The following is a 23,060-nucleotide window of genomic DNA, read 5'->3' as shown; positions in this document are numbered from 1 at the left end:
CCACCCATGGACGTTAGCTATACCGACTTATTGCTATCGTCATCAATAAAAGATGTTCGCTTTTTATCAGATTCGTGATCCTTCTGCCAGTCCATGAGGCCATTTGATGATGTTTTAACCTTTACTAGCCCAGACTCAATCCCTTTTAAACAGGCTTGGCGAAGGTTGGTATTGACGAAACTCGCCGCCGGCGCCGTATTAATCGCACTAAAGTGGACCCAATGACTTTCTTCACTTTGTTGAACCAGTGCGCTTGCTTGATGTGTGGCGGTGAGCAAGATCTCTATCAGCTCCTGATCGTTGATCGAGGTATATGCGCGTGGCAAAAAGGGATACTCTGCTAAGCCAATGGCGACGTGTGGCGTTAAACGCGCCAGATGTTGAGGAGCAGCATCAATGGATGTGTGGTCATCAAGTAATTGGTCTGATGTGTCGACAGTAGCGTCCTTAGCGGGCGCTTCGTGGACGGTATTTTGGTATTGGGTGACAAAATCCTCTATCAATGTTTGTACAAATTGTGCGAGTGCTTCAGGTTTGGTGTTTTCGTCCCAGTTTGTCTCTATATAGATAAACAGGGTGTCAGCAAAATGGTACAGACGCCCAGATTGTGTCACACGTTCAGACAGATACTCACCGAGCTGGCGTTCTATGTCTTGAGCACGTTGGTAACCATGCAACAAAAACAATTCTTTGAGAAAAACCACGTCGAACATGGCGAAGCGTAGCCGATCACTGAGCGGTTGGTGAATCATGTCGTTGAGGTACCATTGCTCAAAATTGGCATTACTTTTTTCAAGCGAACGCGGCAATTTGGCATTAAGCATACGTAAGTTTCTCAGCCCAGTGCGAGGGTGAGTGTAGAAGTCATCACGTAACTGCTCGAGCTCGGTTTGGCGTAACACTGCGGCGCGGTGGCGTAGATAGACAATGGCAATTAGGACACCCAGGCTGCCCAACAGAAAGTAATTGACTTTTTGTAGGTGCAACTGCTCTTGATGCGCCGTATCGAGCTGACGCTGTAATTCATCCATTTGTAACTGGCGTTCAACCACACGCTGCTGTTGCTTAAAGGTATCTGCTTGTTGCTGTTGCTTTGATTGAGCCTGTGTTGCTCGTAATTGCTCATATTCTCGCTGCATAGCGAGCGCAACTTGATATCGTTCCTGCGCTTCGAAAGCGTTTGATAATGCCTGATAGGCGTGGGTCATGGTGGTGATATCGTTTTCAGCCTCGGCGCGCTCAAGCGCGGTCTTGATTTCCTTTTCTGCTTGTTTGGGTTGCTCAAGCGCTAAATGTATTCGGCCTTGTAACAGCATGGCCTGAGTTGTCAGTGGCGAGTTTGGCAAACTCCCCACGAGTCGCAATGCATCCTGAATATAGCGATCACTGAGAGGAAAGTGTTTTAGCTCAAAGTAGGTGCGGGCGATGGCTAAGTGTATATCGGCGAGCGGTTGAGTTCGGCCAAGAGACTGCTCAACTTCGAGCGCATTAAAATAATGCACGAGTGCAAAATTATACCGAGATTGCTGCTCGTATAAGGTAGCTAATAAGCGCTGAGACGCTGAGAGTCGTCGGCTGAGTGAGAAGTGTTCGAAAAATGCCGCGGCTTGATTCGCATGCTCGAGTGCTTGCTCGAGTACACCTTGTTGAAAATAAAGTCGAGCAAGTTCCATATTGGCGTTCGCGATCAATGCGGTATATTCATTTTCACTGGCGATCCAAAAAGCGCTTAGCAGTTCAGTTAAGGCACTTTCATGCTGTTCTTGTGCCAGCAAAAAACGTCCAAATGACAGTTGAAACTCGACTTTGTCGCGAAGATCTTGTGGATCATTACTCAGCTGGCTGCGTGCATTTTCATACGCCACTAATGCCGATTCGTTATCTGATGTTTCAGCCAGTATGTTGGCGCGTAGTAAGGCACTACGAAAGCGAAGCTCTGGCCCATTGAGACTATTTTCCGGCAAGGTACTCATCGCCGTTTGTACTGCATCTAACTTTGCCAGTGCGCCTTGTTCATCATGGTCTAAGTGCCAAATAAGCGTCGCTTCAGTCAGAACGACTTGCACGTGAGTATGTTTTAAATCGTACTCTTCAACGACCTGATACGCTTTTTGGAGCGCGGCTTTGGAATCAAGTGGCTGCTCCAAATGAGCATAAGCACGGGCGCTAATTAAATACGCATAAACCGTGTGCAACGGCGTCCGAATCGATCGATCGGTGTCATTGTTGACGTGTGAACGATTAGCCCCTGTCGTTAATCGTCGTTGGGCCAGGAATCGGTTGCTGATTTCTAAGGATTGGATGGGGGATGTATCCAATAATTTTTCGGCATCGGTCAAAACGGGCGAGGAGTGGATAGAAGCGAACGCCGCCATCGACGTCAACCAAAAAAGCAGGCCTACAAGTAGTGGGCTGATGCGCATGCGCCATCCTCTATGTATAAAAATGAAAGAAAGGCTGCCGATAAGCAGCCCCGTTTTGTTATTGTCGTGCTAACCGGTTATTTTCACTCGGGGTTTTGCCCATATTGGTACGATAGGGGTTTATGTCTAAACCGCCGCGGCGAGTATAGCGGGCATAGACGGTCAATTTTTCAGGCTGACAAAAGCGCATAATATCCATAAAAATGCGCTCAACGCACTGCTCGTGAAATTCGTTATGCTCGCGGAATGAAACCAGGTAACGAAGCAATTTCTCACGGTTTATTTTCTTGCCCTTATAAGCAATTCTCACTGAGCCCCAATCGGGCTGGTGAGTGATTAAGCAATTCGATTTGAGCAAATGACTATGAAGGGTTTCGGACACAATGGCACCTTGCGCGGCGTCTTCTAGCCATTCAGGTTGGAAACGATAGTCATCAATACTGATATCTTGATGATCCAAGCACTCGCCTGATAGTCCCGCAATCACTTCCCCTTCTAGTTCACTGAGGGGCGATAAGGTGACATCCACAGCTTCGCCGGCACAAGCGGAAAGGTCGGTTTGCAGTGCATTCGCCACTTGCTGCCAGCTATCGAATCGGGTTTGGTTAAAACTATTGAGGTATAACTTGAACGATTTCGATTCCACTAGGTTTGGGCTGGATGCGGGTAATCGTACCTCGCCGATCGCGACTTGAGGTAAACCGTTCTTGTTTAACCAGGATAGCTCATAGAGCGTCCAGGTATCATAGCCAGTGAAAGGAAGCGACGCCTGATCGAGGCCGATAGCTTGGCGGTTTAATTCGCGCGGGACCGCACGCAGCTGTGACGGATCATATTCAGTTGGGTAATCAGTGTGTTGACCTAGCGATAGTTTGGCTAGGGCATCGGCATCTTGATAATTGCTCATACGGATCTGCTATTGATTCAAGTAGAATGGGTAAAGTTTACTGAATCTTGCTATAGGTTGCGAATGGAGAACACATTACATCGCGCCCTTTGGGCGCTAGCACAGAATTATGTTACCGCATGGCAGCATCAATATCAGAGTTTACCGTGCTCGGATGAGTATATCGGGCTCTCATCGCCTTGTATGGTCAGTGACAATGCGCATCAAGTACAGTGGCAGCCAGTTAAGCGTGAAACCGCCGCGGACTTTACCAATGTTGAGAAGGGAATATCGCTGCGTTTACACAGTGATATAAAAGATTTTTATAATGGCTTCTATTGCGCCGATTTACCGGTTCGGTTTGCGGGGGAGTCGATCTGTTTGGTGCAAGTTTGGAGCGATGACGATCTCGCACGCTTACAAGAAAATATTTTGGGGCATTTAATGATGCAACGTCAGCGTAAATTGACCCCGACTGTTTTCATTGCCACCACGGATGACGAAATGACGATCATTTCAATTGATAATATGAGCGGCGAAGTGGTGAAAGAAGGATTGAATACTGGCACTCGCGACGTGATAGCCAAAGATGCCGAAGCGTTTGTGACGGCGTTGGAGGTTGATGCTATATGATCCTGACAGAGCTGACGTTTGAGTGTTTCGATAACACCACAGTAGATGCCGTCGATCGTAAGCTTAATGGTTTAATGGACGCGCTGCGATATAACGGTCAGGTGCTTGGACGCGAATTTCCTATTCTCATGCAAGACGGGCAATTTCAGCTCCGTGTGGTGTGTCCAGATGAAGATGCGTTACAACCTAAGTATCATAGTCCTCAAGTCAAACGCGCGTTGCAACAATTGGCTGATGCGTGTTTGACCCAGCCAAAAGTACGCCTTTTGGGGCGCGATCTCAATTCGGAGCAAGCGGCGCCTAATGCGTCACCAAGTTGGCAAGTGTTGTACACAACCTTTGTGCACACGTGCTCACCGCTGCGCTGCGGGGATACGTTGCTACCTATCCCTTTATACCGTTTACCAGCCACCTTTAATGGTGATCATAAGTCAGTCGTCAAATGGCAAACGGAATGGCAGGCCTGTGATGAACTACAAATGGCGGGCGCCAGTGATGCCGAATTTGCTGGGCTTAACGAGATACAAAGCCCCCATACTCGGCTATTTCAACGGGGATGGGATTTGCGCGGTCGGATTGAATACCTAACGGGGATCCCGACTTATTACTATCAATATCGCGTCGGTGGCAAAGACAAGGACAGTGAGTTAACACGCCCTTGTCCGAAATGCGGCGCAGCGTGGCGATTAGATACGCCACTGCACGATATTTTCTTATTTAAGTGTGAGGCTTGCCGTTTGGTCTCAAACCTGTCTTGGGACTTTAAACTAACTTGATTGCTTGATTGCTTGATTGCTTGATTGTTGTATTACTGATTGTCCAACGTTGCTTCTAACCGGGCCAAACGCTCACTTAGCTGTGTAATGTGTTGCTCAAGTTGATCGATCCGCTCAGCATCAGACAGGGTGATCTCGGGGGCTGACATGGCAGGCAGGGACTGATTTTTTTTGGCACTTTTGACGGCCTGAATGATCAGCGGCAATGGGACTTGTGTATCAAGTTGAGCTTTTATCTTTGCCACTGTCGCGCTTTGTCCTTTTGCGGCGAGCGCTTTTAACGCTCGCTCTAATGCTGCTTGATAGCTCATTTCATCTCCTTGGTTTAAAGTCAGCGGCAAGATTAGGGCTTTCTCAGTAATGCATCAAGCATATCAACTTGCTCAGCCCAGTCGGCATCCTCTTTTACGGCTTGCTCAATCAATGCCCGCTGCGCCGCGTTCCAAAAAGGAGCCTCCACCAGCGTTTGTCCGTCCACCAGACAGTGGCTGGATAAGAAGTGCTCAATCGCTGTGTGATCGCTGTCTAACCCGAGTTGCTCAAACAGATGTTGCAAATCATGCTGGAACGTTTCCATTGTCTCTCCTATCCTGTTGGTATGGGTCTATATTGACTATAGCAAGAATAAAAAGCGTAGACCTCTCCCCACCGTTGATGACTCAATCCTACCTTGTCGAGACAATTATCCCTTTTCTGTGTGCGATATCTCTTACACGCGCGTGGGATAAAAGCAGAATCGTATCAAGACAAACGACCTGACGATAGTTTATTTTTAATTTAAAACAGTGACTTACTGGATTGTAACTAGTTCGGACTAAAAAATGAGAGATTAAGCACGTGACAGTGACTTGTACCAAGCGTCTATTCGCGTAATCTTATGGGTGTCGGAAGGGAACTGACACAGGGAACAGGAATCACCAAGGACTTGGTACCTCAGGATGAGGCAGTACTTCAGGAAGAAGCGCTGGCAAGGATTGCAAAAAGGACAACGGACGGAACCGTTCGCTGCAAGCAGGAAGCTTGTACGTCAGGAAGACTTAGGACAACCCAGGATGGGGGCTTAAGGATCACTTCAGGACGAAGTCATGGACACCTCCAGGATGGAGAGCTTATCGAAAATCGGAATTTCGGTTTGTCAGGATGACGAAAGGACACCTCCAAGACGGAGAGACATGGAACGACGCTGAAGGAATCGGCGACTGATCAAGGAATGATGCAGGGAGCACCTTTTCGTAGCAGGATAGCTGCAAGTAAAACTTTAGGGCGCGGCGCAAGCTGCGCCCTTTCCTTTTTGAGTGCTTTGGCCGACACTCGGTGGCCGACACTCGGTGACTCCCTGTCACGCATTCGCAAAAACCCCCTCAGCGTGCGCATCATATTTATAATCTAGTACAGCTTATCACGATGCGCGACTATGTTTGTGCACCCAGGTCTCTGTACTCAGGTCTTTGCCCTAAGGTCTTTATACTAGGGAGGGCCTTTGCATTGACGATCTTCTCATCGATCAATCGGATTGCCCCGGCATCGTATGAACAGGCGTATCAATCGCTTTCAGCCTTAGTCCATAAAGCTGTGCTTGACCGGTGTAGTGATCATTACCCGTCGCTGAAAACTCAAACCAATAGTACGTTACCCATCGCCAACCAGCCTTCGTTTTGACCATGGTGTGGCGACCGCGCGCGATTGAGAGTAATTGTAACTCCATTCGTTGACAGTATTGACGAATATGCTGGTGAGCTTGCTCAGATTGCCGCCGCTGTTGCCAAAATAGCAAGGCAATGACGACAACCAGCAAGATGGTCAATAGATCAGTGATCATGTGATGTTTGTGTCACGGCCTGTTGCATCCGAGCCATGGCCTGAGCCAGGGCGGGTGATGTATGACCGTGGAGCCGCGTCAGTAGTGCACCGCGTAACGGTGGTAACATGACCAAATCCGTATAGATTTGCTGAAATAATGCTGCATCTTGGTGGTCTGCCAAGGCAATCAAAAAGTAGTCAAGCACGGATTCATTGGCTAAGCTACGCCAGCAGCGACCGGCAATAGCGACAAAAATTTCTCGGTGGTGGAGCTCTGGCCTTGCAAGCACCGCTTCTATCAGTTGGTGCTCGGTGTCTGAAGGCGCCCCAGCATGAGCACGAAGTAATGCACTGACCAAAAACAAGTCGACATCTTGGTTTTGGCACATTTGAGTAAACATCTCGCGTAAACTTTCCGCTAATTTCGCGTTAATTTCACAATGCTCCAAACAACCTAACAGCGCATATAGTGGTGTGCTAGGTATGTTATTCAGTGCTTTACGAACTCGAGTTGCATTATTTTGCTCCTGCATACGCACGCAGGTATCCGCTAGCCCCTGAAGTCCAACGCCTTGCCAATTATCCCAGCCGAGCTCGCCATTGAGGTAATGCTGGGCATGGTCATAGTACTGGCTGGCAGGATGACCCAGTTGATAGGTCAGTAAGGCGTGAAACATCGCCATCTTGTCGTCAGTTGGGGTAAAGGTATAAGGATTGTTGGCCAGTTTCTCGCGCTGTGCCTTGTTTGGCGTCGCGGTCAGGCTCTCACCCATCGCCGCGCTGACATACTGAAGGAAATCCCCCATTGCAGTGTGATTTAATAACCCTCGCTCATCTAAAGGCATTTTTAAAAACCATACCCAAGGCGTGCCACCTTGTGGCCAAAAAGCCACGGCCATATGCGCTTGCTGACGTAATGGGTGAGGGTAAGGTTGTTGGTTGGCCTCGACGGCACGAAAAGATGCCTCTTCCAGGCGGCACACTCGACGGCCTAAATCATAGACACTGAATTGGCAACCAGCTTGATCAAATAGGGCGCTGAGGGCGTGAACCGTTTGCATGATATCCGCTCTTCGTTATCGCTTAATTAGCCGCGAGTATATCAGTTTTTATCCCTGCAATGCTCGCCTTGTTAATGTCGTCTTGAATCGGTTCGTGCTATGCTTCGCGCTTTATCGGTCGAGTAATGATGAGGTTGTCAATGACTCTTCGCCAACAATGTGAACAACTCCTTGATGAATTAGAGCAAGTGCTAAACGATCACGCGCTATGGCAGACGACGCCACCGTCAACTGAGCGGCTAGCCAGCACTGAACCGTTTGCTGTCGATACACTGGCGTGCCACGAATGGTTGCAATGGGTTTTTGTGCCTAAGATGCGAGCGCTTATCAAGACAGAGCAAGCTTTGCCACGTAACTTTGAAATCTCACCGTACGTGGAAGAAGCAATGAAAGAGCAGGCAGGCCATAGTGACGTGGTTGCTGTCGTTGTTCGAATTGATAACTTGTTTTCTGAACAATGACCGATACTTTGCTGAACATTTTATACCGTGACGAGCATTTAGTGGTGGTGAATAAACCGTCAGGGATGCTGGTCCACCGCTCTTGGTTAGACAAAGGGGAAACCCGATTTGTGATGCAAACCTTGAGAGATCAAATTGGCCAGCATGTCTATCCATTGCACCGACTGGACAAGCCGACGTCGGGCGTTTTGGTGTTTGCGTTATCCAGTGAAGTGGCCTCTAAGATGATGCCGCAGTTTGCTGAAGGGCAGGTCAAAAAAGCTTACCATGGCATTGTTCGAGGCTGGATTTCCCATGCTGGCCAGTTGGATTACCCGCTGGTGGAAGAACAAGACAAAATAGCGGATAAACACGCCAGCCAACCGGCGACAGCAAAAGCGGCGGTGACAGACTATCAGCCATTGGCGACAGTTGAGCTGCCGATCGCAACCGGACGCTATGCGACCAGTCGTTATAGTTTGGTAGCGATGCAACCTCATACTGGACGTAAGCATCAATTGCGGCGGCATATGCACCACTTAAGCCATCCGATCATTGGTGACACTACTCATGGAGACGGTCGCCACAATCGTGTGTTTAGAGAGCAATTTAATTGTCATCAGCTGCTATTGCACGCCAGTGAGATGACGCTAACGCACCCAGCCAGTGGCAAGACTGTTTTTATTCATGCGCCTTTGGATACAGTCTGGCAGCATGTTATTGAACAGTTGGGCTGGGAAGCGCCGGCGTCATCATACGATAACTAGACCTTGCTATGGGCGGTGTACTCGCATGCCGCCCTTACAGCTTTTCGAGTTCGGCCTCGATTTCTGCAATCTTACTGGCGACCACTTTTTCTAGGTGACGTAGGTCGGTAAGCACTTTTTGCTTCACGTCTTGCTCGGTATGCTCGTGTTGTACGATCTGGTCGAGCTCATCAATGACCAAAGAGAGGCTCCGGTTTATCTCTGTTACTTCTTTTGAGCGACCTGTACCGCTGTCGACGACCACATTTTTACGCTGCCGCGGATATTTAAATTTCATACTCCGCGCAAACAGATCGCCTTTTGGCTTACTAAAATAGATTTTGAGCGTATCGTAGCTTGCTTCTTGACGGAGCGAGTAGCGCTCTATTTTTTCAGGGTGTTCAACACCGATATTCTTTAACTGTTGATACATAGCCACCTCATGGTTAGACATCGTTATGGTTGCGCGTCTTACCCGCGCGATTCCCTGGTATTATTTGGCTTGCGAGAGGGCTTTCTCGAGCGCCGCTTTCAATTGTGCTTGGTGTTCAGAAGTGAGCGCTTGATTGTCGAGATCTGTGACGATAAAAAAGTCCTCTGCGCGCTCACCGATGGTGGTGATTTTAGCCGCGTGAACACTCACATTTTGCCGAGCAAAAACCGCACCGACGCGTGCCAATAGCCCTGGCGTATCGAGCGCGACTAATTCCATGAGTGTACGTCGCCCGTTTTTGGTGGGGAGAAACAATACCTGCGTTTTCACCGAAAAATGTTGTAACTTTTGCGGTGAGCGACGCTTGGGAATAGTGATCTTGCCGGTCTCGTTGAGTGCTTTCCCAACCCCGTCGATAATTCTAGGATGACGATCGATAGAAATCGCATCGTCGTTTTGATCGAGCACCATAAAGGTATCGAGTGCGTGGCCATCTTTGCTGGTCATGACTTGGGCATCATGGACACTGAGGTTTTTCTTATCTAGGGCGGCAACGACGCGTGCGAACAAGCTCGGCCTGTCTTGGCAGTAAACGAATATTTCTGTGCCGCCACGGGTCGCTTTTTTACTGACGAGCACCAGCGGCTTATCATCGGCGTGGTGGAGCAGATGTTCACTATGCCAAGCTATTTGCTTGTGGGTATGGCGAAGAAAATAATCCGCTTTAAAACGTTGCCATAATACTTCAATTTCTCGTGGACTGTGCCCCTGCTTGCGTAACATGGCAGCAGCGAGATGTTTGTTGTGCCGGATCCGTTCTCGGACATCTGGTGGGTTTTCTAGCCCACGTCGTAAGGCTTTTTGAGTGGAATAATAAAGCTCAGCAATTAAGGTACGCTTCCAACTATTCCACAAGTCTGGGTTAGTGGCATTAATGTCTGCCACGGTCAGGCAGAGAAGCAAATCGAGCCGCTCCTCGTCGCGGACCTCTTTGGCAAAGTCGGTGATGACATCGGGATCGTAAATATCGCGACGCTGGGCGGTGACAGACATCAGTAAGTGGTTACGTACCAGCCAACTGACAATGTTGGCTTCTGGCTTTGATAAACCGTGGTCAAGACAAAAATCATGGGATTCAATCGCGCCAATTTCACTGTGATCGCCTCCACGGCCTTTGCCTATATCATGAAAAATAGCCGCAACCAGCAACAGCTCTCTTCGTGCAAGACGCGGAAATACATCGCAACAAATGGGGTGGCGCTCACGATTAGCTTCATCGTCAAACAAACGCATATGTTTGAGCAAACGAATCGTGTGTTCATCAACCGTATAGACATGAAACAAATCAAACTGCATTTGTCCGACAATTTGACTCCACTGTGGGAGGTACGCAGACATGACACCGTGGCGGTGCATTAGTCCAAACGCTTTATGCAGAGCGTTTGGGTGGCGTATGAGTGCCATGAATTTTTCTCTTGCATCGTCTTGCTGACACAAAAAGTGGTTAAGTCGACGTCGAGCGGTACGCAGTTGGCGTAAAGTGGGGGCGGCGATGGCCTCGATCGAGGTGTCGTCGGCGATATGCAGCATCATATCTAAGATAGTCTCAGGGCGTGCTTGAAATAAAGCAGGTTTGCGTGCCTCAATAGTCCGTCCGCAGCGTTGGAAGTCATCACTTAATACGTCGACTTCTCCAGACCGACCATTATCGATGATCACCTGATCAAAGATTTGCAGCAGCATCTTGTTGAGCTCCCCCACGCGTCCGAGGGTGCGAAAGAAATCTTTCATCATGGTCTCGACCGCACGATTACCGTCGCCCCGGTAGCCGAGGAGTTCAGCCACTGAGGTTTGATGAGCGAAGGTCAGTCGGTTGTCGTAGCGGCGCAGCTCAAGGTGAAGGGCAAAACGGATCCGCCACAGCACGTTTTGGCATTCGTTAAGTTCACGATACTCAGCATCAGTCAAAAAGCCAAAATCGCTCATTTCTCTTAAGCTGGTGGCACCAAAATGACGGCGCGCAATCCAAGATAGGGTATGAATATCGCGTAAGCTGCCAGGGCTGAGTTTTAAATCTGGCTCGAGTTTATAAGCGGTATCATGATAGCGGCGATGTCGGGCTTTTTGCTCGTCGACTTTCGCTTGATAAAAGCGTTCACTGGGCCAAAAGCTATCATGGTGCACACGGGCCTCGAGCGCCTCGAACAACTGTGAATCGCCACATAAAAGGCGCGACTCTTGTAAATTAGTCGCGACGGTAAGATCATCCAGCCCAACGTCAATACACTCTTCGACAGTCCGGACACTGTGGCCGACTTCCAATTTCAAGTCCCACAACAAAGTGAGTAGATCACTGAGGCTTTGCTGCTGATAAGCATTTAGCGGTGCTTGGCAAAGTAGGAGTAAATCAATATCAGACAGAGGGTGTAATTCACGCCGGCCATAGCCGCCCACCGCGACCAGTGCAAGAGGGCTTTGATCAAAACCAAAGTGATGCCATAACCTAGCCAGAAGGGCATCCATATAATCGGTACGCTGATAAACCAACTCGGCAACGGGAACATTGGCAAGGAAATCTTGCTTTTGCTGTTCAAGTAGCTGTTGGAACTGTGCCTTTAGCGTGATGGGGTCGAGTTGATCATCCCCCAAATGTTGTGGCGTAATTACCGTGTCTGTCATGGCGATCCTTTGCGCAAAAAAAAGCCGGAACGAAACCGGCTCTTATTTCTAGATTAGTGGTTGATGTAACGTGGGAGACTTTCTTCCTCTCGTAACGTTAACACCTCAACCCCTGTGTCGGTCACCAGCAGCGTGTGCTCCCATTGCGCCGACTTTTTACCATCGATGGTATAGACCGTCCAATCATCGTCCTCATCCAGTACGGTCCCATACTTCCCTGCGTTAATCATAGGCTCAATAGTAAAACACATGCCAGGTTTAAGAATGGTACGGTCGTTGTTTTTGTAGTGCACCACTTGTGGATCTTCATGGAAGCTCGCGCCAATACCATGCCCACAGTACTCTTTGACGATTGAGTAGCGTGTGTTGCTGCTCTTGATGAACTTTTGGATCGCTGTTCCTAAATCACCAACAGTCGCACCTGGTTTTACCTTTTTGATCGCGTGATACAGGCTTTCTTGCGTGACACGGCAAAGACGTTTGTCTTCGAGAGACACTTCCCCGACTAAAAACATCTTTGAGGTATCGCCATGGTAGCCATCTTTGATCACGGTGACATCAATATTGACGATGTCGCCTTCTTGGAGCACGTCTTCATCACAAGGTATACCATGACAAACGACATGATTGATTGATGTGCACATGGATTTAGGAAAACCGTGATAGTCCAATGTGGCAGGAATGGTGCCTTGTACGTCAGTCATATACTGGTGAGCGATGTCGTCTAGCTCACGGGTGGTGACCCCAGGCTTAACATGCTCGCCAAGCATCACGAGCACGTCAGCAGCGAGCCGACCGGCTACGCGCATTTTTTCAATTTCTTCTTCTGTTTTAATCGGGATTGTCATTTTGCTTTCTCTCTTTATTCGGGATGCTCAATGATAACGTTAAAACGAGAGCATGATTCAAGTCACGTTTTGTATCATTAAGCACAGCCACTGACGCCCTGCTACGCTTGTCTCAGCGGTGCAGGATTAGCAACTGTCTAATAGTGACTATATGGTACCAAGCCATGTCCATGGAAGAAACAGAAAGAGAAGCATTCCGCGCGGTCATCGTATAGGTTTAGGCGGATTGCGCGCGCAATTTAACTGGATTTTACCCATGTGTTTGTGATATAAAGCGCGCCGAAAACCGTCATTATGATCAATCTAGCCATGCTAGGTCTAGCCGAGCTAGGTTTCAGTTTGATGGGGTTCAATTATCATTTTTATTCTTAAATCACACACATATCGACACATTGACCGGGGTGCCCACTAACGGGTCGGTAAATGGGATATGTGGAGGCCTAACCCCGAGAGGAATTTATCATGGCTACTGTTTCAATGCGCGACATGCTCAAGGCGGGTGTACACTTCGGTCACCAAACTCGTTTCTGGAACCCAAAAATGAAGCCATTCATTTTTGGTTCACGTAACAAAGTGCACATCATCAACCTTGAAAAAACCGTACCAATGTTCAACGAGTCACTGGCTGAACTGTCAAAAATCGGTGAGCGTAAAGGTAAAGTTCTGTTTGTTGGTACTAAGCGCGCAGCAAGCGAAGCGGTAAAAACGGCAGCAGAAAACTGCGAGCAGTTTTATGTAAGTAACCGTTGGTTGGGCGGCATGCTGACCAACTGGAAAACCGTTCGCACATCTATCAAACGTCTAAAAGATCTGGAAACTCAAGCGAGTGACGGTACGTTTGAAAAGCTGACCAAAAAAGAAGCGCTGATGTACACCCGTGAGATGGAAAAACTCGACAAATCACTGGGTGGTATCAAGAACATGAACGGCCTACCTGATGCAATGTTCGTTATCGATGCAGATCACGAGCACATTGCCATCAAAGAAGCGAATAATCTGGGCATCCCAGTCTTTGCAGTGGTAGATACTAACTCTAACCCTGACGGCGTTGATCACGTAATCCCAGGTAATGATGACGCAATTCGCGCTATCCAACTGTACCTGAACGCAGCGTCTGACGCTTACAAAGAAGGCCGTAGCCAAGATATCGTCACGCAAGCAGAAGACGAGCTGGTTGAAGTCGCTGAGTAAGACGACAGCTCCTTGTGAGCGTTCTTAGCCATCAGCGTGTCATCTTTCATGCTGTAAGCTAAGTATGGTTAGCAGGGGCCGATATCGGGCCCCTGTTTTTTACCCAAAATAGTTTCGAATCGAGGATTGAACAATGGCAACTGTTACCGCTGCCCTGGTTAAAGAACTGCGCGAGCGCACTGGCGCTGGCATGATGGAATGTAAAAAAGCACTGGTTGAAGCGAACGCTGACATCGAAGTTGCAATCGAAAACATGCGTAAGAGCGGCGCGGCAAAAGCAGCGAAGAAAGCTGGCCGTGTTGCTGCTGAAGGTGTCATCCTAGTTAAAGAAAACGACGGCAAAGCTGCGATCGTTGAAATTAACTGTGAAACTGACTTTGTTGCTAAAGACGCGAATTTCGCTGCATTTGCTAACCAAGTGGYAGAAACAGCACTGGCTGAAGGCCTAGCAATCGACGCGCTGAAAGAAAAATTCGAACAGCAGCGTGCTGAGCTTGTTGCAAAAATCGGTGAAAACATGGATATCCGCCGTGTTTCATTCATCGAAGGCGAGAAAGTCGGTTCTTACCGTCACGGCGATCGTATCGGTGTGGTTGTTGCTGCGAAAGCTGACGAAGAAACCATCAAGCACGTTGCTATGCACATTGCCGCGTCTAAGCCTGACTACGTGAACCCTGAAGATGTGCCTGCTGACGTTGTTGAAAAAGAGAAGAAAATTCAAGTTGATATCGCAATGGAATCAGGCAAGCCAGCTGATATCGCAGAGAAAATGGTTGTTGGCCGTATGAAGAAATTCACCGGTGAAATTTCTCTGACAGGTCAAGCATTCGTGATGGATCCAGCACAAACTGTGGGTCAAATGCTGAAAGAAAAAGGTGCCGAAGTGACTAACTTCATCCGTTTTGAAGTCGGTGAAGGCATCGAGAAAGAAGAAGTAGACTTTGCTGCAGAAGTTGCTGCTGTACAACAAAGCTAATTCTTGCTGACTCAGACCGCGGTGCTCGCCGCGGTCTTCCATAACCTTCTTCCCTAATTAGTGCCTAATAGAAAGGTAGTGAAATGACTACAAATCCTAAGCCTGCATATCAACGAATTTTACTTAAACTGAGCGGTGAAGCCCTGCAGGGCAAAGATGGATTCGGTATCGATCCCACCGTGCTTGATCGTATGGCGCAAGAAATAAAAGAACTGGTCGAGCTGGGTGTTCAGGTAGGATTGGTCATCGGTGGCGGGAATTTATTCCGTGGTGCGGGTCTTGCTGAGGCGGGAATGAACCGTGTTGTGGGCGATCACATGGGTATGTTAGCCACCGTGATGAACGGGTTGGCGATGCGTGACGCACTTCATCGTGCCTATGTGAACGCACGAGTGATGTCAGCGATTCCTCTAAACGGTGTATGTGACAGCTATAACTGGGCTGAAGCCATCAGCCAACTTCGTAATGGTCGGGTGGTGATTTTCTCTGCTGGGACCGGTAACCCTTTCTTTACTACCGACTCGGCTGCCTGTTTACGCGGTATTGAAATTGAATCCGATGTGGTGATTAAAGCGACCAAAGTCGACGGTGTATACAGTGATGATCCAACCAAAAACCCAGATGCAACACTTTATGACTCGCTGACATATCAAGATGTGTTAGAAAAAGAGTTGAAAGTGATGGATTTGGCCGCATTTACACTTGCACGCGACCATAAACTGCCTCTTCGTGTATTTAACATGAATAAGCCAGGTGCGTTACGCCGTGTCGTGATGGGTGAAGCAGAAGGCACCTTGATCACTAACAGCTAAGCCAATATTGGTGGCATAATCTTACAAATTAATTCAATCGCAAGGATATTCCCGTGATTAATGACATAAAAGACGACGCCAAAGCGCGTATGGAAAAAAGTGTAGAAGCGCTTAAGCACACATTAGGTAAACTGCGCACTGGGCGTGCACATCCAAGCTTACTAGAAGGCCTTACCGTTGAGTATTACGGCGCGCAAACGCCTTTAAACCAACTTGCGTCTATTGTTGCTGAAGATTCGCGTACCTTGGCGATTAGCGTGTATGACAAGCAAGTAACCCAAGCGGTTGAAAAGGCGATCATGACCTCTGACCTAGGCTTGAACCCAGCCTCAGCAGGTACCGTGATCCGTGTGCCTTTGCCACCACTGACCGAAGATCGCCGTAAAGACATGGTGAAAGTTGTTCGTTCTGAAGGTGAAAATGCGCGTGTTGCAGTACGTAATATCCGTCGTGATGCCAATAGTGATCTCAAAGCACTATTAAAAGACAAAGAAATTTCAGAAGACGACGAGCACCGTGCGCAAGATGACATTCAAAAGTTGACTGATGAAGCGGTTAAGAATGTTGATGCACTTCTTGATGCAAAAGAAAAAGAGTTGATGGAAGTCTAAATCTCATTAGACTTTACCGCCAATGCTAAAGCGCTGTGCGTGCAGTACAGCGCTTTTTATTTGCCAAGGAGAAACATGAGTTCCCAGTCTCTTGATGCGCAGCTCGAATCTGCCGCTTTACCGCAACACATCGCCATTATCATGGATGGCAATGGACGCTGGGCCAAGGCTCGCGGAAAAGCCCGTGTGTTCGGGCATAAAGCGGGCGTCAAAGCGGTACGTAAGACCGTCAAGGCGGCGTCTGAGCTTGGTGTGAAAGCGCTAACTTTATTTGCGTTTAGTAGTGAAAACTGGCGTCGTCCAGAAGACGAAGTCAGCGTATTGATGGAGCTATTTATCAATGTGCTATCGCGTGAAGCTAAACGGCTCGACAGCCATGGTGTGCAATTACGCATTATTGGTGACACCTCTCGATTCAGCCCTTCTTTGCAAACGAAAATTGCCGAAGCTCAAGCGTTAACGGCAAATAATGACCGTTTGGTACTCAATATTGCGGCGAATTACGGTGGGCAATGGGATATTACCCAGGCAACACGTCGTGTCGCTGAACAGGTTGTCGCCGGTCACTTACAACCCAATGATATTGGGGAACAGGATATTGCGCGTCATTTAATGTTGGCAGATTTACCGGATGTCGATTTAATGATCCGCACCAGCGGCGAATGCCGCATCAGTAACTTTATTTTATGGCAAGCTGCCTATGCAGAGTTATGTTTTACCGAGCAATATTGGCCTGATTTCAACGAACAAAGTTTGTATGATGCCGTGGCTTGGTATGTCAATCGTGAACGACGTTTTGGCTGCACCGGCGAGCAAATTAAAGCCATGATAACAACGGATAAGTAACCACGAGGAATCAGTTTGCTCAAACAACGTGTTTTAACCGCGGCCTTGTTAGTCCCGTTAGTGGTCGCTGGAGTCTTTTACTTACCGTTTCCTGCATTTGTTGCAGCGATAGCGGCTGTCACTTTAATTGGACTTTGGGAATGGACGCAGTTTGTCTCGGCGTCTTCGCGTCTTTTTACCTTTATTATCCCTGCTGCAGCGCTGGCGCTTTCGCTCTTTAGTATTCCTTTTAGTGCCATGGCGCTTGGGCATGTCACACTGCCACCTTTCGCACTGGCGGCAACCGGCGCGGCTTGGTGGCTATTCGCAACCGTGTTAGTGCTCTCATACCCTCGCTCAGGGGCATATTGGACCCACAGCAAGTTACTACGCCTACTCTTTGGTCTCGTTACCCTGTTACCGTTTATGTGGAGTGTCTTGCTGTTGCGTGCAACAGACTACCAGTTCTCCTCTTTTTATGGCGCCAAGTTAGTGCTGCTGGTTTTTGTCCTTGTATGGTGCGCAGATAGTGGTGCCTATTTTGCCGGGAAAAAATTCGGTAAACATAAAATGGCCCCTGCGGTCAGCCCGAATAAAACCCTCGAAGGATTACTGGGTGGGCTCACTGCGGCAGTGGCAGTGACCTGGTTAGGGACGCATCTGTTAAACATCCATTTCGCCAATGTTGGCGTGTTCTTGGCTGTCACTGTGGTGACCGCCTTGGCGTCCGTGTTGGGTGACTTAGCGGAGAGTATGTTTAAACGCGTCGCTGGGGTGAAAGACAGTGGTAATTTGCTTCCAGGTCATGGGGGCATTCTTGATCGCATTGATAGCTTAACGGCAGCGTTCCCAGTGTTTACCGTGTTGTACTTCGCATTTGCGAATTAAGTGAAACGAGTCTTCGACATGCAAAGAATCACCGTATTAGGCGCCACAGGTTCTATTGGCTCCAGTACCCTAAAAGTGGTTGCAGCCAACCCTGAAAAGTTTGAAGTCACGGCATTGGCTGCACATACCAATGTCGAGAAAATGATTGCGTTATGTGTCGATTGGCAACCTGCTTACGCCGCGATGGCCAATCGCGCGTCAGCGCAACAGTTGCGTCATGCGTTGCTTGAAAGAGGGATCGGCACCGAAGTACTCGCTGGCGAGGACAGTTTATGTCACCTTGCGGCATTACCTGAAGTGGATATGGTGATGGCGGCAGTTGTTGGCGCGGCCGGGCTGTCTTCAACAATGGCGGCGGTTAAAGCGGGCAAACGGGTGCTGCTTGCCAATAAAGAAGCCTTGGTAATGTCTGGGCAGTTTTTTATTGATGCTGTTTATCAATACGGCGCTGAGCTGCTGCCCATCGACAGTGAACACAATGCGATCTTTCAATGCTTGCCGCAATCCGTGCAGCAACAGCCTGGACGCTGTGATTTGCAATCGGCCGGCGTCAATAAAATTTTGCTAACAGGCTCGGGTGGACCATTTCGCTATCGTGACCCACAAAGCTTAGCGACCGTCAGTGTTGAAGAAGCCATCGCACATCCTAATTGGTCGATGGGGCCAAAAATCTCGGTCGATTCAGCAACCATGATGAATAAAGGTTTGGAATACATTGAGGCGCGATGGTTATTCAACGCCCAGCCTCATCAACTGGAAGTAGTGATCCACCCGCAGTCAGTGATCCACTCCATGGTACAGATGTGTGATGGCTCGGTGCTCGCGCAATTGGGTACGCCCGATATGTGTACGCCGATTGCTCATGCAATGGGATATCCTGAGCGCGTTCAAGCGTCGGTAGCGCCTCTTGATTTCACTCAAATTGGCGAATTTACTTTTATGGCACCGGATGCGTGTCGTTATCCTTGTCTTTCGCTCGCGATCGCAGCCTGTGAGCAGGGGCAAGCAGCAACCACCACGCTCAATGCCGCCAATGAGCAAGCTGTCGCCGCGTTTCTTGCCGGAAAAATCAGCTTTATGGATATTGCTCGCATCAATGAGCAGGTATTGACCCAATCATCGCTTCCCACGCCAACAAGCTTGGATTGCTTATTTGAGCTGGATAGAATAGCTCGCATGGCTGCCAATGAGCAGATTACTAAGGTGACAAAATGAGCGATTTTCTTTGGAACGCGGCGGCGTTTATTGTCGCGCTTGGCATACTGGTTGCAATTCACGAATACGGTCACTTTTGGGTCGCTCGTCGCTGTGGTGTAAAGGTTGAGCGTTTTTCAATTGGTTTTGGTCGCGCATTATGGCGCTGGTACGGCAAAGACAATACCGAATACGTGATTGCTGCGATCCCGCTCGGTGGCTACGTCAAAATGTTGGATGAGCGTATTGAGGCTGTTCCTGACGCAGACAAGCACCGCGCATTTAACAACCAACCCCTATGGCAACGTAGCGCCATTGTCGCCGCCGGCCCTATCGCTAACTTTATCTTTGCCGCCTTTGCGTATTGGCTGGTGATGATGATCGGTGTTCCTGCTGTCAAACCTGTGATCGGCGAAATATCCCCCAACTCGATTGCTGCTGAAGCCGGAATCGAATCAGGAATGGAACTAACCCAAGTTTCCGGCGTCGAAACCGCTGATTGGCAAGCGGTTAATTTTGCGTTGATCGGGTATATTGGTGATGAGAGCATGACCCTCACTGCGAAACAGAGTCCGGCGCAAACTTATCAACGCGATTACACCCTAGATCTCACGCAATGGCAGTTTGATCCAGAAAAACAATCGCCTTTGACGACGCTTGGCATCACGCCTTATCGACCCGCGATCACATTGTCGGTCGCACAAGTGGTTGAACAGAGCGCGGCAGCGCAAGCTGGACTCGAGCAAGGTGATAAGATCGTTGCCGTGGATGACACTGAGTTGGCATCATGGCAAGCGCTCGTTGCGGTGATCAAACGAAGTCCCAATCAAAGCTTGTCGCTGACAATCGTCCGCGATGGGGAAACGCAAAATTTGACACTCACCCCGGATGCGCGTGACGTTGAAGGTCAAATGACAGGGTATGCGGGGATTGCTCCTCAAATGGCAGCATGGCCTGAATCATACCGTTTCACGCAACAATATGGGCCGTTAGCGGCGATACCAGAAGCGGTCAATAAAACGGGCCAAGTGATCAGCATGACCGTCAATATGATAAAAAAATTGATCACCGGTGATGTGGGTGTGAACAACTTAAGTGGTCCTATATCGATCGCGAAAGGCGCGGGCATGACAGCAGAGATCGGGTTGATCTCATTTTTAGGGTTCATGGCACTGATCAGTGTGAACCTAGGCATTATCAATTTACTTCCTCTGCCCGTATTAGATGGCGGCCATTTGCTGTTCTTTGGGATTGAGGCTGTGACACGAAAACCGGTTTCCGAGCGTGTACAGGACTTTGGGTATCGTATCGGCGCTGCCGTGTTGATGATGGTGATGGCAGTGGCATTGTTTAACGACTTCGCCCGACTTTAAACGGTTAGTATTCAAGGATAAGTCAGATAGCACATGGCGATGAAAAAACTATTAATAGCGTCTCTTTTAGTAAGCAGCAGTATGGCGCATGCTGACACATTCGAGGTAAGCGATATCCGCTTTGAAGGCCTACAGCGCGTCAGCTTAGGGGCTGCATTGCTATCGATGCCGGTCCGTGTGGGTGACAACGTCGACGACGAGGATGTGGCAGATGTGATAAATGCACTGTTTGCCTCGGGTAATTTCGAGGATGTGCGCGTTTATCGCGATGATGAAACCTTGCTGGTTAAAGTCGTGGAGCGTCCTACTATTGCGAGCATTTCGTTCTCAGGCAACAAAGCAATTAAAAAAGAGCAGCTACAAGAAAACCTCACGTCTTCTGGGCTGCGTGTCGGTGAGGCGCTTGATCGGACAAAGCTTAGTAATATTGAGAAAGGCTTAGAAGACTTTTATTACAGTGTGGGTAAATACAGTGCGTCGGTAAAAGCCGTTGTTACGCCTTTGCCGCGAAATCGCGCGGATTTGAAGTTTGTATTTACTGAGGGCGTCTCGGCCAAGATTGAGCAGATCAATTTCGTGGGGAACGATGTCTTCAGTGATGACGCATTACGCGATAGCTTCGATTTACGTGCCGATGTGCCGTGGTGGAATTTCTTAGCCAACGAAAAGTATCAAAAGCAGGTGCTTGCTGGCGATTTGGAAAAACTGCGTAATTTTTATCTCAATCGTGGGTATTTAAAGTTTCGCGTTGAATCGACCCAGGTGGCTATTTCGCCAGATAAAAAGGGTGTTTACATCACTCTGAATGTGAATGAAGGCAAGCCGTATGAGATTGCTGATGTCAACTTTCGTGGCGATCCGCAAAACGAAGACACTTACCGTTCATTGGTTAGCTTTACCCGTGGTGATACCTACAATGGCGATAAGGTGACCGCACTCGAAGAGGCCATTAAGCGCCATCTTGGTGAAACCGGCTTTGCTTACCCCAAAGTCAATACCATGCCGACTTTTGACGATGACAATCAACAAGTCTCACTGACCGTGAATGTCGAGCCGGGTAAGCGTATCTACGTGCGCAATATCCGCTTTTCCGGGAATACCACGTCTAAAGATGAAGTGTTACGCCGCGAAATGCGACAGCTGGAAGGAACCTGGCTAAACTCCAAAGCGGTCACTCGGGGGAAAGAGCGGTTGAGTCGTACCGGCTTTTTCCAAAACGTGGAAGTGGATACACAACGCGTGCCGGGAACGGACGATCAAGTCGATGTTAACTATAAAGTCAAAGAAGCCAACTCCGGTAGCATTAACTTTGGTGTCGGTTACGGTACCGAGTCTGGCGCCAGTTTACAGCTCGGTTTGCAGCAAGATAACTTTGCCGGTACCGGTAATCGCTTTGGCATTAATGCCATGGTCAATGATTACCGTAAAAACCTAACGTTGGAGTACCGAGACCCTTACTTTACCCTCGATGGTGTCAGTCTGGGTGGTAAGGTATTTTACAACGAGTTTGAAGCGCGTGATGCCAATATTGTGGAGTATACCAACGAGAGTTACGGGACAAGCCTGACGTGGGGTTTTTGGACCGATGAGTTGAATTCAGTCGATTTCTCGCTAGGGTATACCCACAACAAAATTGAAAATATTGGTAAATACTACCAAATCGATAAGTTTCTTGAACGCCATAATGATCACTTAACGAGCAATGGTGGACTCGAAGTTGATGATTTTGATATGTCCGTCTCATGGACGCGCAATAATCTCAACCGTGGCTACTTTCCAACCGCCGGTAATTATCAGCGAGCCTCTTATCGCATGACAGTGCCGGGGTCCGACGTTCAGTATTTTAAAATGCAGTACGATATTCGCCAGTATATGCCGCTGACACAAGAGCATGAATTTACGCTCTTAACGCGTGGTCGTCTCGCGTATGGTAACGGCTATGGTCAAACCAACGGCCAAGACCATATGCTGCCGTTTTATGAAAACTATTATGCCGGTGGCTTCTCATCTCTGCGTGGCTTCCGCTCGAACTCGGTAGGCCCTAAAGCTATTTATGAGGCAGATGGCTCTGAGCAGCCGGACGGGGACATTGAACAATCCGAAGGGTCTTACGGTTCAAGTGATGCGGTTGGTGGTAACGCCATGGCGCTTGCCAGTGTTGAGCTGATTGTACCGACGCCATTTGCTTCAGATGAAGCACGCGAGCAAATCCGTACCAGCGTCTTTATTGATGCCGCCTCTGTGTGGGACACTGAGTTTGATCGCCAAGAACTGGTCGATATGGGCTATCCCCCAGGTACAAAAGACTACTCAGATCCATCCAATGTCAGTGCCGCTTACGGTGTGGCACTGCAGTGGATGTCACCGATGGCACCTTTGGTGTTTTCCATCGCAAAACCTATAACTAGCCAGCCTGGCGACGATGAAGAGTTCTTTACCTTCACGATCGGGCGCACATTCTGATG

22 protein-coding genes are annotated in these 23,060 nt (G+C 48.7%); 13 read left to right on the top strand and 9 right to left on the bottom strand.

Annotated elements, in window-relative coordinates; translation table 11 throughout:
* Positions 1-17: 17 nt before the first annotated feature.
* A complete protein-coding gene (locus BZG78_RS09490; protein WP_077661058.1) occupies positions 18-2,423 on the bottom strand; it encodes a hypothetical protein in 2,406 nt (801 codons plus the stop codon).
* A 58-nt stretch (positions 2,424-2,481) separates the two neighbouring features.
* Positions 2,482-3,330: an NADPH-dependent 7-cyano-7-deazaguanine reductase QueF gene (gene queF / locus BZG78_RS09485; protein WP_021022017.1), complete on the bottom strand. Its 849-nt coding sequence runs from the start codon at positions 3,328-3,330 to the stop codon at positions 2,482-2,484.
* 63 nt (positions 3,331-3,393) lie between these two features.
* Here queF and syd point away from each other — a divergent pair, with 63 nt between their 5' ends.
* A complete protein-coding gene (gene syd, locus BZG78_RS09480) occupies positions 3,394-3,942 on the top strand; it encodes a SecY-interacting protein (RefSeq protein ID WP_021022016.1) in 549 nt (182 codons plus the stop codon).
* The gene (locus tag BZG78_RS09475; RefSeq protein ID WP_077459739.1) at positions 3,939-4,718 is read left to right on the top strand and encodes a Zn-ribbon-containing protein; all 780 of its coding nucleotides are present in this window, start codon (positions 3,939-3,941) and stop codon (positions 4,716-4,718) included. The genes syd and BZG78_RS09475 overlap by 4 nt, the downstream gene beginning before the upstream one ends.
* Positions 4,719-4,750: 32 nt before the next feature.
* On the opposite strand, the gene BZG78_RS09470 is transcribed toward BZG78_RS09475, so the two are convergent.
* From BZG78_RS09470 to BZG78_RS09450, 4 genes are all read right to left on the bottom strand, one after another.
* A complete protein-coding gene (locus BZG78_RS09470) occupies positions 4,751-5,029 on the bottom strand; it encodes a hypothetical protein (protein ID WP_021022014.1) in 279 nt (92 codons plus the stop codon).
* A 32-nt stretch (positions 5,030-5,061) separates the two neighbouring features.
* Positions 5,062-5,295 carry a DUF2789 family protein gene (locus BZG78_RS09465; protein ID WP_077459738.1) on the bottom strand — a complete coding sequence of 78 codons (234 nt, stop codon included), beginning with the start codon at positions 5,293-5,295 and terminating at the stop codon, positions 5,062-5,064.
* Between the two features lie 927 nt (positions 5,296-6,222).
* Positions 6,223-6,537 carry a DUF3301 domain-containing protein gene (locus BZG78_RS09455; protein WP_021022011.1) on the bottom strand — a complete coding sequence of 105 codons (315 nt, stop codon included), beginning with the start codon at positions 6,535-6,537 and terminating at the stop codon, positions 6,223-6,225.
* A complete protein-coding gene (locus tag BZG78_RS09450) occupies positions 6,527-7,579 on the bottom strand; it encodes a DUF3549 family protein (RefSeq protein ID WP_077661056.1) in 1,053 nt (350 codons plus the stop codon). Before BZG78_RS09450 ends, BZG78_RS09455 begins: the two co-directional genes overlap by 11 nt.
* A gap of 140 nt (positions 7,580-7,719) precedes the next feature.
* Between BZG78_RS09450 and BZG78_RS09445 the strand changes: the two genes are divergently transcribed.
* Positions 7,720-8,040 (top strand): YqcC family protein, encoded by a 321-nt coding sequence (locus BZG78_RS09445; RefSeq protein ID WP_077661055.1) that lies wholly within the window; start codon positions 7,720-7,722, stop codon positions 8,038-8,040.
* An 8-nt stretch (positions 8,041-8,048) separates the two neighbouring features.
* Positions 8,049-8,786, top strand: a complete 738-nt coding sequence (gene truC, locus BZG78_RS09440; protein ID WP_175993541.1) for a tRNA pseudouridine(65) synthase TruC — start codon at positions 8,049-8,051, stop codon at positions 8,784-8,786.
* A gap of 34 nt (positions 8,787-8,820) precedes the next feature.
* Here truC and BZG78_RS09435 read toward each other — a convergent pair whose 3' ends face one another.
* Genes BZG78_RS09435 through map form a run of 3 tightly spaced genes read right to left on the bottom strand, consistent with a single transcriptional unit; the run spans position 8,821 to position 12,725 of the window.
* Complete coding sequence (locus BZG78_RS09435) at positions 8,821-9,198, bottom strand: DUF3461 family protein (protein ID WP_021022007.1); 378 nt, start codon at positions 9,196-9,198, stop codon at positions 8,821-8,823.
* Positions 9,199-9,258: 60 nt separating this feature from the next.
* Positions 9,259-11,877 (bottom strand): bifunctional uridylyltransferase/uridylyl-removing protein GlnD, encoded by a 2,619-nt coding sequence (glnD, locus tag BZG78_RS09430; protein WP_077576823.1) that lies wholly within the window; start codon positions 11,875-11,877, stop codon positions 9,259-9,261.
* Positions 11,878-11,930: 53 nt separating this feature from the next.
* The gene (gene map, locus BZG78_RS09425) at positions 11,931-12,725 is read right to left on the bottom strand and encodes a type I methionyl aminopeptidase (protein ID WP_021022005.1); all 795 of its coding nucleotides are present in this window, start codon (positions 12,723-12,725) and stop codon (positions 11,931-11,933) included.
* 462 nt (positions 12,726-13,187) lie between these two features.
* Here map and rpsB point away from each other — a divergent pair, with 462 nt between their 5' ends.
* The 9 genes from rpsB (at position 13,188) to bamA (ending at position 23,058) form a co-directional block, all read left to right on the top strand.
* Positions 13,188-13,916, top strand: coding sequence for a 30S ribosomal protein S2 (gene rpsB / locus BZG78_RS09420; protein WP_021022004.1), 729 nt, complete (start codon positions 13,188-13,190; stop codon positions 13,914-13,916).
* A gap of 133 nt (positions 13,917-14,049) precedes the next feature.
* Entirely contained in the window at positions 14,050-14,892 is an 843-nt protein-coding gene (tsf, locus tag BZG78_RS09415) for a translation elongation factor Ts (protein WP_077661054.1), read from the top strand.
* Positions 14,893-14,975: 83 nt separating this feature from the next.
* Positions 14,976-15,704, top strand: coding sequence for a UMP kinase (gene pyrH / locus BZG78_RS09410; protein ID WP_021022002.1), 729 nt, complete (start codon positions 14,976-14,978; stop codon positions 15,702-15,704).
* 53 nt (positions 15,705-15,757) lie between these two features.
* The gene (gene frr / locus BZG78_RS09405; protein ID WP_021022001.1) at positions 15,758-16,315 is read left to right on the top strand and encodes a ribosome recycling factor; all 558 of its coding nucleotides are present in this window, start codon (positions 15,758-15,760) and stop codon (positions 16,313-16,315) included.
* A gap of 75 nt (positions 16,316-16,390) precedes the next feature.
* On the top strand, positions 16,391-17,161 hold the full coding sequence (locus tag BZG78_RS09400) for an isoprenyl transferase (protein ID WP_021022000.1): 771 nt from the start codon (positions 16,391-16,393) through the stop codon (positions 17,159-17,161).
* 15 nt (positions 17,162-17,176) lie between these two features.
* Positions 17,177-18,028 carry a phosphatidate cytidylyltransferase gene (locus BZG78_RS09395; protein WP_021021999.1) on the top strand — a complete coding sequence of 284 codons (852 nt, stop codon included), beginning with the start codon at positions 17,177-17,179 and terminating at the stop codon, positions 18,026-18,028.
* Positions 18,029-18,046: 18 nt separating this feature from the next.
* Positions 18,047-19,243: a 1-deoxy-D-xylulose-5-phosphate reductoisomerase gene (ispC, locus tag BZG78_RS09390; protein ID WP_077661053.1), complete on the top strand. Its 1,197-nt coding sequence runs from the start codon at positions 18,047-18,049 to the stop codon at positions 19,241-19,243.
* Entirely contained in the window at positions 19,240-20,595 is a 1,356-nt protein-coding gene (gene rseP, locus BZG78_RS09385) for a sigma E protease regulator RseP (RefSeq protein ID WP_077661052.1), read from the top strand. Before ispC ends, rseP begins: the two co-directional genes overlap by 4 nt.
* Positions 20,596-20,628: 33 nt before the next feature.
* Positions 20,629-23,058 (top strand): outer membrane protein assembly factor BamA, encoded by a 2,430-nt coding sequence (gene bamA / locus BZG78_RS09380; RefSeq protein WP_077459731.1) that lies wholly within the window; start codon positions 20,629-20,631, stop codon positions 23,056-23,058.
* Positions 23,059-23,060 lie beyond the last annotated feature (2 nt).

It is taken from the genome of Salinivibrio sp. MA351 (assembly GCF_001996065.1).
Lineage (GTDB): Bacteria > Pseudomonadota > Gammaproteobacteria > Enterobacterales > Vibrionaceae > Salinivibrio > Salinivibrio costicola.
This window is presented reverse-complemented; position numbering and strand designations above follow the sequence as displayed.